Annotated in this window: 11 protein-coding genes; 8 read left to right on the top strand and 3 right to left on the bottom strand. The window is 68.9% G+C overall.

Going from position 1 to position 13375, the window contains the following annotated elements:
* Positions 1-10: 10 nt before the first annotated feature.
* Both IB228_RS08330 and IB228_RS08325 read right to left on the bottom strand, forming a co-directional pair.
* Positions 11-1501 (bottom strand): sensor domain-containing diguanylate cyclase, encoded by a 1491-nt coding sequence (locus tag IB228_RS08330; protein ID WP_192198068.1) that lies wholly within the window; start codon positions 1499-1501, stop codon positions 11-13.
* Positions 1502-1621: 120 nt separating this feature from the next.
* Complete coding sequence (locus tag IB228_RS08325; protein ID WP_141455403.1) at positions 1622-2554, bottom strand: carbohydrate kinase family protein; 933 nt, start codon at positions 2552-2554, stop codon at positions 1622-1624.
* Between the two features lie 334 nt (positions 2555-2888).
* On the opposite strand from IB228_RS08325, the gene IB228_RS08320 reads away from it, so the two are divergent.
* The 8 genes from IB228_RS08320 (at position 2889) to IB228_RS08285 (ending at position 12773) form a co-directional block, all read left to right on the top strand.
* Positions 2889-3935, top strand: coding sequence for a rod shape-determining protein (locus IB228_RS08320; protein WP_141455404.1), 1047 nt, complete (start codon positions 2889-2891; stop codon positions 3933-3935).
* Between the two features lie 181 nt (positions 3936-4116).
* Positions 4117-5235, top strand: a complete 1119-nt coding sequence (gene mreC / locus IB228_RS08315; RefSeq protein WP_192198067.1) for a rod shape-determining protein MreC — start codon at positions 4117-4119, stop codon at positions 5233-5235.
* The gene (gene mreD / locus IB228_RS08310; RefSeq protein ID WP_192198066.1) at positions 5232-5711 is read left to right on the top strand and encodes a rod shape-determining protein MreD; all 480 of its coding nucleotides are present in this window, start codon (positions 5232-5234) and stop codon (positions 5709-5711) included. Before mreC ends, mreD begins: the two co-directional genes overlap by 4 nt.
* A gap of 7 nt (positions 5712-5718) precedes the next feature.
* Positions 5719-7713, top strand: coding sequence for a penicillin-binding protein 2 (gene mrdA, locus IB228_RS08305; RefSeq protein WP_192198065.1), 1995 nt, complete (start codon positions 5719-5721; stop codon positions 7711-7713).
* Entirely contained in the window at positions 7710-8828 is a 1119-nt protein-coding gene (gene rodA / locus IB228_RS08300) for a rod shape-determining protein RodA (RefSeq protein ID WP_192198064.1), read from the top strand. Before mrdA ends, rodA begins: the two co-directional genes overlap by 4 nt.
* A 147-nt stretch (positions 8829-8975) precedes the next feature.
* Positions 8976-10124, top strand: coding sequence for a lytic murein transglycosylase B (gene mltB, locus IB228_RS08295; RefSeq protein WP_192198063.1), 1149 nt, complete (start codon positions 8976-8978; stop codon positions 10122-10124).
* The gene (locus tag IB228_RS08290; protein ID WP_192198062.1) at positions 10121-11455 is read left to right on the top strand and encodes a septal ring lytic transglycosylase RlpA family protein; all 1335 of its coding nucleotides are present in this window, start codon (positions 10121-10123) and stop codon (positions 11453-11455) included. The genes mltB and IB228_RS08290 overlap by 4 nt, the downstream gene beginning before the upstream one ends.
* Positions 11456-11573: 118 nt before the next feature.
* On the top strand, positions 11574-12773 hold the full coding sequence (locus tag IB228_RS08285; protein WP_183639380.1) for a D-alanyl-D-alanine carboxypeptidase family protein: 1200 nt from the start codon (positions 11574-11576) through the stop codon (positions 12771-12773).
* Between the two features lie 81 nt (positions 12774-12854).
* Here IB228_RS08285 and IB228_RS08280 read toward each other — a convergent pair whose 3' ends face one another.
* Positions 12855-13313: a helix-turn-helix domain-containing protein gene (locus IB228_RS08280; protein ID WP_192198061.1), complete on the bottom strand. Its 459-nt coding sequence runs from the start codon at positions 13311-13313 to the stop codon at positions 12855-12857.
* Positions 13314-13375: the final 62 nt, after the last annotated feature.

Genomic DNA, 13375 nt, shown 5'->3' with positions numbered 1-13375 from the left:
ACCCGGGAACCTAGGATTCCGACGCCGGCAATGGCGCCTGTTCCATCCGGTTGCGGCCGTTGAACTTGGCCTGGTACAGCGCGCGATCGGCGCGCTTGAGCAGGGTTTCCAGCGAGGCGCCGTCGGCCAGCGGCGGCTGCATCGCCAGGCCGATGCTGATGGTGATGTCCAGGCGGCGGCCGTCTTCCAGCGCGAACGGTTGCGCGGACACGCGCAGCAGTTGATCGGCCAGCCGCAGCGCGTCGCGCTCGCCGATGCCCGGTGCCAGGATGGCGAATTCCTCGCCGCCGAAACGGCCCAGCAGGTCGCCTTCGCGCAGCAGTCCGCGCGCGCGTTCGGCGAAGGCGACCAGCACGGTGTCGCCGGCGGCATGGCCGTGGCGATCGTTGATCGCCTTGAAGTGATCCAGATCCACCATCAGCACGGCGAGACCGCCACCCTGCGTGCGGGCGCGTTCCAGCGCGGCCTCGCCGCGGCGCTCGAAGGCGCTGCGGCTGAGCGTCTGGGTCAGCGCGTCGTGGTTGGCGGCATGGTTGAGCGCGTTGAGCAGCCGGTTGCGTGCGGCATGGGCGCCGGCCACGGTCAGCGGCGCCACCGCGACCAGCGCCATGCCGATGCGCATCGAGACAATCGCGGCCATGTCGTCCTGCACGTGCAGGTCGATCCAGCCGTTGGCGATGCCCACCAGGGTCCAGATGCACAGCAGGGCGGTGGCGGTCGCGGTGGTGAACAGCCGGTAGCTCAGTGCGCACCACAGCAGCGCCGGCACTGGGAAGGCAATCGCGCCAGGACCGCCAATCGCCACGCCCAGCAGCACCGTCAGCAGCAGGGACAACGCGGGCAGGCGGTGGCCGGGCATGTTCAGGAAGCGCGCCAGCGGTTCGCGCCAGGCGTGGCGCAGCTGTCGCGGGGAGGGCAGCAGCAGGATCACCGGCACCAGCGCCACGTAACTGACCAGTTCGGCCGAGAACCAGATGCCGATGGCCTGGACCAGGTCGGCGCCGATCAGCGAGCGAGCGATCAGGCAGCCTGAAAGCGCGGCGGCGAAGGCCGCCCCGGCGCAGACCATCAGCACCCGCAACATCGACTGCGCGCGCTGCAGGCCCAGATCCTCGCGCCGGAACCGGTGGAACAGCAGGCAGCCGACCGCCACGCCGGCCAGGTTGGCGCCGGTCAGGCGCAGGGTGGCGGACAGATCGCTGCCGGTAAGCAGGTCCGCGCCCAGGTAACCGGCCGCCGCGGCGAGCCAGCCCAGCGGGGTCGCCAGCGCGGGCCGGCGCGCGAACACGCCCAGCAGCAAGGCGTTGGTGGGCCAGAACGAGGCCAGCTGGTGCTCGGGACGGCTGAGGATGCCGAGCCAGGAGGCGACCAGCACCAGCAGGCCGATGCCGACGGCGGCCGCGAACTGGCGGAAAACGAGGGAAAAACGGGACGGCGGAACCGCCGGAGTGGTGTCCTGGGAGTTCCCCTTGCGGGGATGTCCTGCGTGCGTACCTGTCATTGCCGCCTTGCGCGGACGGTCGTGTTACCCGCCCTTCGCCATCACCTTACGCCGGAATGGTGACGGATTTCATCCCGCCGCCGCGGACCAGGTCCGGGATGCATCCCGGCCGCGCCGGAATCAGAGCGAGTAGCCGAATTGCTGCTTGAACTGCTCGTTGAACTCGTCGAAGTCGAAGCGCTGGTTCTGGGTGCCGGGGTGCTCGACCTTGAGCGCGCCCATCAGGTTGCCCATGCGGCCGATGGTCAGCCAGTCGTAGCCCTTCTCGATGCCGAAGATCAGGCCGGCGCGGAAGGCGTCGCCGCAGCCGGTCGGGTCGGTGACCCGGCGCTCGTGGGCCGGCGGGATGTCGTAGGTCTTGTCGGGGGTGTGGATCTGCGAGCCGTGCGGGCCACGGGTGGTGATGTAGGCCTTGACCCGCTTGACGATGTCGGTTTCGCTCCAGCCGGTGCGTTCCTGCAGCAGGTTGGATTCGTAGTCGTTGACGGTCACGTAGTCGGCCAGTTCGATGAACTGGCGCAGTTCCTCGCCGTTGAACAGCGGCATGGCCTGGCCGGGATCGAAGATGAAGGGAATGCCGGCCCCGGCGAACTCGGCGGCGTTCTGCAGCATGCCCTCGCGCCCGTCCGGGCTGACGATGCCGAAGGTCACCCCGGGCACGTCCTTCACGTGGTTCTCGTAGCTGCGCATCATCGCGCCCGGATGGAACGCGGTGATCTGGTTGTTGTCGTGGTCGGTGGTGATGAAGGCCTGCGGGGTGAACAGTTCCTCGATCACCTTGACCTGGCTCAGGTTGATGGCCTGCTCCTGGAACCACTCCCGGTACGGGCCGAAGTCCTGGCCCACCGTGGCCATCGGGATCGGGTCGCCGCCCAGCAGCTTGAGGTTGTAGGCGATGTTGCCGGCGCAGCCGCCGAACTCGCGGCGCATGCGCGGGACCAGGAAGGACACATTCAGGATGTGCACCTTGTCCGGCAGGATGTGGTTCTTGAACTGGTCCGGGAACACCATGATGGTGTCGTAGGCGAGGGAACCACAAATCAGTGCGGACATCGGCAAGGCTCGGCGGGTGGACGGCGGCCGGCCATGCCTGGCCGGTCGAAAAAAACGGGACGGCCACCCCGGTTCGGGCGGGCCGGTGCGAAGGTTACCGGCTGAGGGCGCGCGGGGCCAGTCTTGATCCGCCCCCGGCGAACCGTACGTGGAGGCCGCCGGCGGTATCCATCCGCATCGGTCGAACCGTCGCCATGCGCGTTTTTCCCCGCATTTTCACGAGATTTTTCCTTGCCCGCGCACAGGCGGGTTGCTAGGCTAGCCGACTTCGTTTCGTGCCCAAAAAATCGCCAGCCCCGCTGCGCGATCCGCCACCAGCAGGACCCACTCCCCGATGTTCAAAAAGCTCCGCGGCATGTTCTCCAACGACCTGTCCATCGACCTGGGCACGGCCAATACCCTCATCTACGTACGCGGACAGGGCATCGTGCTGAACGAACCATCGGTGGTGGCGGTCCGCCAGGACCGGGCGATCGGCGGCTCCCGCTCGGTCGCCGCGGTGGGCGCGGAGGCCAAGCAGATGCTGGGCCGCACCCCCGGCCACATCACCACCATCCGGCCGATGAAGGACGGCGTGATCGCCGACTTCACCTACACCGAGGCGATGCTCAAGTACTTCATCAAGAAGGTGCACAAGTCGCGCGTGCTGCGTCCCAGCCCGCGGGTGCTGGTGTGCGTGCCGGCCGGTTCCACCCAGGTCGAGCGCCGCGCCATCAAGGAGTCGGCCGAGGAGGCCGGCGCCCGTGACGTCTACCTGATCGAGGAACCCATGGCCGCCGCCATCGGTGCCGGCATGCCGGTCACCGAGGCCCGCGGCTCGATGGTCATCGACATCGGCGGCGGCACCACCGAGGTGGCCGTGATCTCGCTGAACGGCATCGTCTACTCGCAGTCGGTCCGCATCGGCGGCGACCGCTTCGACGAATTCATCACCAACTACGTCCGCCGCAACCACGGCATGCTGATCGGCGAAGCCACCGCCGAGCGGATCAAGCTGGAAATCGGCTGCGCCTACCCGCAACCGGAACTGCAGGAAATGGAAATCTCCGGCCGCAACCTCGCCGAGGGCGTGCCGAAGATGATCAAGATCAACTCCAACGAGGTGCTGGAAGCCCTGCACGAGCCGCTGTCGGGCATCGTCAGCGCGGTCAAGCTGGCGCTGGAGCAGACCCCGCCGGAGCTGTGCGCCGACGTCGCCGAGCGCGGCATCGTGCTGACCGGCGGCGGCGCCCTGCTGCGCGATCTGGATCGCCTGATCTCCGAGGAAACCGGCCTGCACGTGCAGGTCGCCGACGATCCGCTGACCTGCGTGGCGCGCGGCGGCGGCCGCGCCCTGGAGCTGGTCGACATGCACGGCAACGAGTTCTTCGCGCCGGAATGATGCTGGGGATGCGGAATCGGGGGCGGGGAATGGGTGTCTGTTCTTTCCGTGGTTCCGGTTCGCGCGTCCACCCGCCGTTTTCGCGACGGGGATCTGAAACACCCGCAACGACTCCCGACCCGGAATGCCGCCCGCGCGCATTCCGGTTTTCCCGATTCCCCCCATCCGATTCCCGGCCCTGATGCCTGCCTACGCCGGTCCTCCCGTCGCCTCCCGCCCCGGAGAAGTCGCCAGCACCCTGCGCCTGCTGGGCTATCTGGCGCTGGCGATCGCCCTGATCGTGCTGGATCACCGCGGCGGCTGGCTGTCGCAGGCGCGTGCGCAGGTCAGCGTGGTGACCCAGCCGCTGTGGTGGCTGGCGGGCCTGCCCGGGCGGGTCGGCACGCGGGTCAAGGACGATGCGGTGACCCGCACCCGGCTGATGGAGGAAAACCGCCAGCTGCGCAATGAGCTGCTGGTGGCCAATGCCCGCCTGACCCGGCTCAGCACGGCGGCGGCCGACAACATGCAGCTGCGCGCGTTGCTGGGCGTGGCCGAGAGTCGTGGCCTGGACGTGCAGCTGGCACCGATCCTCGACATCGATCTGGATCCCACCCGCCAGCGCCTTGTGCTGGATGCCGGCAGCGGCGACGGCGTGCGCATCGGCCAGCCGGTCATCGACGCCGGCGGCCTGATGGGACAGATCACGCAGGTGACCCCGGCGCATGCGATCGTCCTGCTGCTGACCGATCCCGATCACGCGGTGCCGGTGGTGGTCGCCAGCAGCGGCGTGCGCCTGATCGCCTACGGGCGCGGCCGCCGCGATCTGCTGGAACTGGCCGATATCCCGCTCAACAGCGGGGTCAAGGTGGGTGACGTGGTGGTCACGTCCGGCCTGGGCGGGCGGTTCCCCGCCGGCTTCCCGGTCGGGACCATCGCCGCCCTGAGGCCGGACGACAGCCATGCCTTCCTGGTCGGCGACGTGCGCCCGGCCGCGCAACTGGATCGCGGCCGCGACGTCCTGCTGCTGCGCTCGGCGCCGCCGCTGCGCCTGCCGTTGCCGGCCACGCGTCCGGCCAACGCACCGGTCGATCCGGACAGCGTGCCGGTCACGCCGGCCGTGAACGGCGTGACGCCGGCAACGGGCGGCGCCGCCAACGCGGCCGGTGCCGCGACACCCGGCTCCGTCGGCACGGCAACGACCACCCCTTCACCCGCCGGTACATCGGCCAATCCGCCGCGCACCAGCGCCGCGCCCTCCCCGCAGATGCCGCCGCCGTCGGCCAGTCAGGCCACTCCGGCCACGGAGCCTGCCCGATGAGCCGTATCCGCAGCGGCTGGATCCTGCCGCTCAGTTTCATCGTCGCCCTGTTGCTGGGCCTGCTGCCCTTGCCGGAGATGCTGCAGCCGCTGCGTCCCTACTGGCTGGCGCTGGTGCTGGCCTACTGGGTGATCGAAACACCCGAGCGCGCCGGCCTGGGACTGGCGATGGGCGTGGGCGTGGTCGCCGACGTGATGTTCGGCAGCCTGCTGGGCGAACAGGCGCTGCGGCTGGTGATCATGGCCTTCATCCTGCAGCGGTTCCGCCTGCAGCTGCGGTTCTTCCCGGTATCCCAGCAGGCGCTCGCCATCGGCGGCCTGCTCATCAACGACCGTATCGTCGACGCGGCCATCCACTGGCTGCTCGGTGAACCCCGGTTGCCCTGGAATTACTGGTGGGCGCCGTTGCTGGGCATGCTGCTGTGGCCGTTGATCTACGTGTTGCTGGACATGCTGCGCCAGGGCCGGCGCAACTGATCCGGCCATGATCAGCCGCCGCGCTGCCAAGAATCCGCACGCCGAGGCCGAGCAGTTCCGGCGTCGCGCAATGCTGGGCTTCGCGGTGGTCGCGCTGGCGCTGTTCGGCCTGGGCGGCTGGTACTTCAAGCTGCAGGTGCTGGATCACGACGAGTACGCCACGCGTTCGGAAGCCAACCGGATCAAGCCGCGCCCGGTGGTGCCGGGACGTGGCGCCATCTACGACCGCAATGGCGTGCTGCTGGCGGAGAACGTGCCGGCGTTCCGCCTGGACGTCACCCCGGACAAGGTCGGCGATCCGGCCCGCCTGATCGCCGAACTGGGTCGGGTCATCGCGCTGGCGCCGGAAGACATCGAACGCTTCGAGGCCACCCGCAAGAGCACGCGCGGGTTCCGCCCGATCACCCTCAAGCTGCGCGTCAGCGAAGAGGAAATGGCCCGCTTCGCGGTGGATCGCTGGCGCTTCCCCGGCGTGGAGCTGGTGCCGTACCTGACCCGGCGCTATCCCTACGGCGACCTGTTCGCGCACATCATCGGCTACGTCGGCCGCATCGACGAGAAGGATCTGGAAGTCCTCGGCGAGGGCAACGCCGCGCTCACCCACATCGGCAAGACCGGCCTGGAGCGCTATTACGACGAGGCGCTGCGCGGCAAGGTCGGCTACGAGAAGGTCGAGACCAACGTCGAAGGCCGCGCGCTGCGGGTGGTCGGCCGGGTGCCGGCGGTGGCGGGCACGGACCTGCGCCTGAGCGTGGACCTGAAACTTCAACAGGCGCTGGTCGCCGCGTTCGGCGAACACGAAGGTTCGGCGATCGCGATGGATCCGCGCACCGGCGAGATCCTGGCGATGGTCAGCCTGCCCAGCTACGACCCCAACCTGTTCGTCAACGGCATCTCCAGCAAGGATTTCAAGGCGCTCAACGAGAATCCCTCGCGCCCGCAGTTCAACCGCCTGGTGCTGGGCGGCGTGGCGCCCGGTTCGACGCTGAAGCCGCTGATCGCACTGGCCGGCCTGGACAGCGGCCTGCGCCGGCCCGAGGACAAGGTGTTGTCCACCGGCATGTTCTACCTGCCCGGCACCAGCCGTGGCTGGGGTGACGCGCATCGCGGCGGCCACGGCTGGACCGATCTGCGCAAGTCGATCGCGCAGTCGGTGAACACCTACTACTACCGGCTGGCGCTGGATCTGGGCATCGAACGCTTCGACGATTACATGACCCGCTATGGCTTCGGCCATCCGACCGGCATCGACCTGACCGGCGAGATCAGCGGCATCCTGCCGTCGCCCGCCTACAAGGCCAAGAGTCGCAAGGAGCGCTGGTATCCCGGCGACACCGTCAACATCGCCATCGGCCAGGGCGACTGGAAGGTCACCCCGCTGCAACTGGTGCGGGCGATCTCCGCGATCGCCGACGGCAACCTGCGCCAGCCGCACCTGGTGCGCGATCAGCGCACCGGCTTCGACGCCGCGTGGACGCCGCTGCCGGTGGCCACGCCGCTGCCGATCAGCCCGAGCCCGGCCAATGTGCAGGTCGTACGCGAAGGCATGATGGCGACCATGCAGCCGGGCGGCACCGGCGCCTCGATGGCGCGTGGCGCGCCCTACCTGATGGCGGGCAAGACCGGCACCGCGCAGGTGATCAGCCGGCGCGGCACCGCCGCGGTCAATCCCAAGAGCCTGCCCATGCACCTGCGCCATCGCTCGCTGTTCGTGGGCTTCGCTCCGGCCGATGCGCCGGCCATCGCGATCGCGGTGGCGGTGGAAGGCGGCGGCTACGGCGGCACCACCGCCGCGCCGATCGCGCGCAAGATCCTGGACGCCTTCATGCTGGGCAAGATGCCGGAGGGGGTCGATGATCCGGAAGCGGCGAGCAGCGATCCCGAAGCACTGCCGGTGACGGCCGCACCAGGCACCCCACCACCCGCCACGACGAATGCGCCCGCGGCCACGCCCGCCGCGCCATCGCCGGCCGGTCCCACGCTGCCGGGACGCGCGCCATGATCGAAATGCTGCGCTGGGCCATCGATCTGCTGCGCTACCTGTTGCGCACCCTGGACTGGCCGCTGCTGGGCGCGCTCGGCGCGCTGATGGCGATCGGACTGGCGGTGCTGTACAGCGCCGGTGGGGAGGACCTGGGGTCGCGCCTGTTGCTGGCGCAGGGCGCGCGCTTCGCGGTCGGGCTGGTGGCGATGTGGGCTTTGTCGCGGGTATCGCCGGTGCGCCTGCGCGGCTGGACGCCCGGCGTGTTCATCGCCTCGCTGCTGCCGCTGCTGCTGGTGCTGTTCATCGGCACCGGCAAGCATGGCCGCCACTGGATCGACCTGAAGGTGTTCTACCTGCAGCCGTCCGAGCTGCTGAAGATCACCCTGCCGATGATGATGGCCTGGTACCTGCATCGCGAGCCGCTGCCGCCGCGCATCAGGACGGTGATCGTCGCCGGCATCCTGATCGCCATTCCCACCAGCCTGATCCTGCTGCAACCGGACTTCGGCACCGGCATGCTGGTCGCGGCCAGCGGCGTGTTCGCGCTGCTGCTGGCCGGCCTGCCGTGGTGGTGGGTGGGCGTGGGCGTGGGCAGCGTGGCCGCCGCCGCGCCGGTGGCGTGGTTCTGGTTCCTGCGCCCCTACCAGAAGGATCGCATCCTGACCTTCCTCAATCCGGAGAACGATCCGCTCGGCACGGGCTGGAACATCATCCAGTCCAAGATCGCCATCGGCGGTGGCGGGCTGTCGGGCAAGGGCTGGGGGCAGGGCTCGCAATCGCACCTGAACTACCTGCCCGAACACACCACCGACTTCATCTTCGCGGTGCTGTCCGAGGAGTTCGGCTGGATCGGCGTGGCGGTGGTGCTGGCGCTGTACCTGTTCGTGATCGGGCGCTGCCTGTGGATCGCCATCGAGGCACGCGACACCTATTCGCGCCTGCTGGCCGGCTCGCTGGGCCTGGCCTTCTTCGTCTACGTGATCGTCAACGGCGGCATGATCTCCGGCCTGCTGCCGGTGGTCGGCGTGCCGATGCCGCTGCTGAGCTACGGCGGCACCTCCGCGGTCTCGCTGCTGGCCGGCCTCGGCCTGGTGATGGCGGTACGCGCGCACCGGCCGGTGCATGGGTATTGATCGGGCCGGGATTGGGGATTCGGGATTGGGGATTTGCAAAAGCAGAAGCAGAGCTTTCGCTGTTCACGAATCCCGTATCCCGAATCCCGAATCCCGGCCCCTAAAACATTCACTATTCCTCACGTTGAGCATGCTACCCTCGCGCCGATGATTCGACGCGCCCTTGTCTGCCTGATCACTTTCGGCCTGGTTGCCTGCGCGACTCCGCCGAAGAACCCGCCGACCGCCGCGCCCGCGGCGAGCGGAGCCCAGTCACCCGCTCCGAAAACTTCGGCCAATCCGGCCGAAACCTCGGTGGAGCGCGTGGCCGACGTGCCGATCCTCGTGGAGGATTTCGCCACCGCGCGCGCCAACTTCGTGCGCGATACCGCGGCGCGCTACGGCATCGACCCGCAGTACATCGATTCGGTGCTGGCGCAGGCGGTGTTCCGCGACGACGTGATCGCGCTGATGTCGCGACCCGCCGAGCGGGTCAAGCCGTGGAGCGAGTACCGGCCCAACTTCATCACCGCCTCGCGCATCAGCGGCGGGCAGGCATTCCTCGCGAAGCATCGCGACGCGCTGGCGCGCGAGGAAAAGGCCTACGGTGTACCGGCCGAGATCGTCGTCGCCATCATCGGCGTCGAGACCAGCTACGGCGGCTACACCGGCAAGCACCGCGTGCTGGACGCGCTGTACACGCTGGCGTTCCGCTATCCGCGCAGCGGCAATCCCGCGCGCGCCGCCTACGAGCAGCGCCGCGAGCTGTTCTTCCGCGACGAGCTGGCGCAGCTGTTCGCGCTCGGCCGCGAGGAGAAGCTGGACATCACCACGCTTATCGGCAGCTACGCCGGCGCGATGGGCATGGGCCAGTTCATGCCGTCCAGTTACCGCGAGTTCGCGGTGGACGGCAACGGCGACGGCCGCCGGGATCTGTTCAACAGCGTCGATGACGTGTTCGCCTCGGTCGCCAATTACTTCCGCAAGAAGGGCGGCGAGCGCGGCGGCTGGGTGCCGGGCGGTCCGGTGGTGGCGCGCGCCGAACTGCAGGCCGGCTATCCCGAGTTCAACCCGGACACCTGGACCCCCGACTACACCCTGGCCGATCTGGCCCAGCGCGGTTACCGTCCGCTGGAGCCGGTCGCCGCCGACGCCACCGCCACCCTGGTGTCGCTGGAAGGCAGCGCCGGCAAGCAGTATTGGCTGGGCTTCCAGAACTACTACGCGATTACCCGCTACAACAACTCCAAGATGTACGCGATGGCCGTGTACCAGCTGTCCCAGGCCATCGCCGGCAGGGAGATTCCGCCCGCATGAAATGGCTTCTGCCCGCGCTGCTCACCCTCAGCCTGGCGGCCTGCAGCACGGCGCCGAAGAAACCGGTCCCCCCGCCACTGTCCGGCAAGGGCAAGCCGGGGTCATCGACCGCGCACCAGGGTCGCGGCCCCGCCAGTGGCAAGGACTGCTCGTTCTATGCGCCGGCGCAGGAAGATCCGTCCACGCGCGGCAACTACACCGCCGGTGGCCTGTACAAGCCCGGCGTCTCCGACACCACCCCCGACCACCTGCCGGATCTGGACTGCATCGCCGAGCCGATGGTGACCGCCGAGGCGCGCTCGCCGATCGGCAACCGCTCGCCGTACACCGTGCTGGGAAAGAAGTACCAGGTGCTGGACAAGGTCGATGGCTACGTCGAGCAGGGCACCGCTTCGTATTACGGCAACAAGTTCCATGGTCGCCGTACCTCCAACCAGGAGGTGTACGACATGTATGCCTTCACCGCCGCCCACAAGACCCTGCCGCTGCCCAGCTTCGCGCGGGTCACCAATCTGGACAACGGCCAGTCGGTGGTGGTGCGGGTGAACGATCGCGGGCCCTTCCATGACGGGCGCGTGATCGATCTGAGCTACGCCGCCGCCTACAAGCTGGGCATCACCCAGCGCGGTACCGGCCGGGTGGAAGTGCGCGCGCTGACACCGGGCAAGGACGGGCGTGGCTATGCCGCCGCGCCCTCCGCATCCACGCCCGCCGTCCCGGCCAGCAGCGGCATGGATGCGCTGGTCGAGAAGCTGCCGGCGTCGAATCCGGCGGCTCAGGCCGCCGCCGCAACGGCTACCGCGGCCAACGCGGCGGTCGTCGCCACGGTGGATAGACGCGGCAGCCGGCGCTACCAGGTCATTCCGGACACGAAGAATCCGGCCAGCGCCGACCGCTTCGATGCGTGGATGCAGGCCAATGGCGTGCGCGTGGCCACCGGCAAGCCGGCTGCACCGGCACCCACCGGGACGCAGGCCACCGCCGTCTCCACGACGATCGCGTCGCCCGCGCCCTCCCGTGCGGTCGCGCCGACATCGACGGCGGTGACATCGGCAGGCGCGTCGTCGATTGCGCCTGGCGTGATCCCGCGCGCGCTGGGCGCGCCGCTGCAGTTGCAGGTGGGCAGCTTCGCCAGCCGCGAGAATGCCGACCGGGCGCTGGCCCGGCTGGTCGCGGCGGGCATCGCCGGTGCCAGCCTGAGCGATGTGCAGAGCAACGGACGGGTGCTGTGGCGACTGCGGGTCGGCGCGACCGACCCGGCCGGCGCCGATGAACTGGCCGGCCGCATCGCCAAACTGGGCTTCGGACGCCCGCAACTGGTCCGCGACTGAACCGCGCTGCGGTTTTTTCGCCTGTTTTTCGGCCTTGGTGGATTCCCAGCCGCCAATGCCTGCCTAAAATGTCGTTTTCGTCGAACGGGCCCCGCGCCCAGTCAGGAGTTCGCAGCAGATGAAGTTCCGTTTCGCCCTGGCCGCCCTGGCCACCGCCGCCTTCGGCGCGGCGATCGCGCAGACCCCGGCACCGCAGCCGGCGCCGGTCGCCCCGCCCGCCGAATCCGTCGCCATCCCGCCGCCGCCCAAGCCGGTCGGCACCGCATGGGTGCTGATGGACTACATCACCGGCCAGGTGCTGGCGGGCGAGAACTACGACCAGCGCGTCGAGCCGGCCAGCATCACCAAGGTGATGACCTCCTACGTGCTGGCGGCCGAGCAGAAGAACGGCAAGATCCGTCCGGAAGACCAGGTGATGATGAGCGAGCGCGCCTGGCGCGAGGGCGGCGCCGGCACCGACGGCAGCTACAGCGGTTTCGCGGTCAACAAGACCGCGCCGCTGCTGGACATGGAAAAGGGCATGGCCGTGCAGTCGGGCAACGATGCCGCCATCGCGCTGGCCGAACACGCCGCCGGCAGCCAGGAAGCCTTCGCGTCGCTGATGAACAACTATGCCGCCAAGATCGGCATGAAGGGCTCGCGCTTCGCCAACGCCCATGGCCTGTCCGCGCCGGAGCACTATTCCACCGCCTACGATCTGGCCCTGCTGGGCCGCGCGCTGATCCGCGACTATCCGGAAACCTACGCGTTCAACAAGATCAAGGAATTCACCGTCGGCACCATCACCCAGCCCAACCGCAACCTGCTGTTGTGGCGCGACGGCAGCGTGGACGGCATCAAGACCGGCCACCATTCCGGTGCCGGCTACTGCCTGATGAGCTCGGCCAAGCGGGGTGACCAGCGCCTGATCGCGGTGGTGATGGGTTCGACCTCCGAGAAGCAGCGCGCCGACGACAGCCTGGCGCTGCTCAACTGGGGCTTCCGCTTCTATGAAACCCACCGCCTGTACGAGCCGGGCAAGGTCATCGCCAGCCAGCGCGTATGGAAGGGCCAGGCCAAGGAAGTGCAGCTGGGCGTGGCCCAGCCGATGCTGGTCAGCGTGCCGCGTGGCCGCTACGCCGATCTGAAGCCGAGCATGAACGTGCCCAAGACCCTGGTCGCGCCGATCACGAAGGGCCAGGCCATCGGCGACGTGAAGGTCACCCTGGACGGCAAGGTCGTCGCCCAGGCCCCGCTGGTGGCGGTCAACGCCGTCGAGGAAGCCGGCTTCTTCAAGCGCCTGTGGGACGCCTTCTGGATGTGGTGGGAGTCGGACTGATTTCCACATCCAACACGCAATGATGACGAAGCCGGCGCAAGCCGGCTTCGTCGTTTTCGCATCCTCGATCCCGATCAAGGGTCATCGAGGGCTCGCAACGCGCGCGCGCGACCGATGCTTCCTGGCGTTCCGGCCGGGCGTGGCGAGCGCACCCGCCGACGCCGCCTTCAGGATCCGCCGGAACGTCGGGCATTCCATGTGGCTGGGCGCGCGACAGGCGGCGGCGTGGCGCAGGCCGTCGCGCATGGCGCCGAGCTGGCGGATGGTGCGGTCCAGCTCGGCGCTCTTGTCCAGCAGCATCCGCCGATCGATGCGCGGCTGCCCGTCGGGCGCGAACATCGCCGCGATCTCGTCCAGCGAAAAACCGGCGGCCCGGCCCAGCGCGATCAGCGCGAGCCGGTCCAGGACGCGGGCGTCGAACACGCGCCGCAGCCCATGACGACCGATGGCGCGGATCAGGCCTTTTTCCTCGTAGTACCGTAAGGTCGAAGCGGGTACGCCGGTGCGTTCGGCCACCTGGCCGATATCCAGTTCCTGCATGGGCTTGACTTCAAGTCGACTTGAAGTCGCACAGTGCCCTTCCTCCTCCCCCGGCGCAAGCG

Origin of the sequence: Pseudoxanthomonas sp. PXM04 (genome assembly GCF_014851695.1) — a bacterium.
Lineage (GTDB): Bacteria > Pseudomonadota > Gammaproteobacteria > Xanthomonadales > Xanthomonadaceae > Pseudoxanthomonas_A > Pseudoxanthomonas_A beigongshangi.
This window is presented reverse-complemented; position numbering and strand designations above follow the sequence as displayed.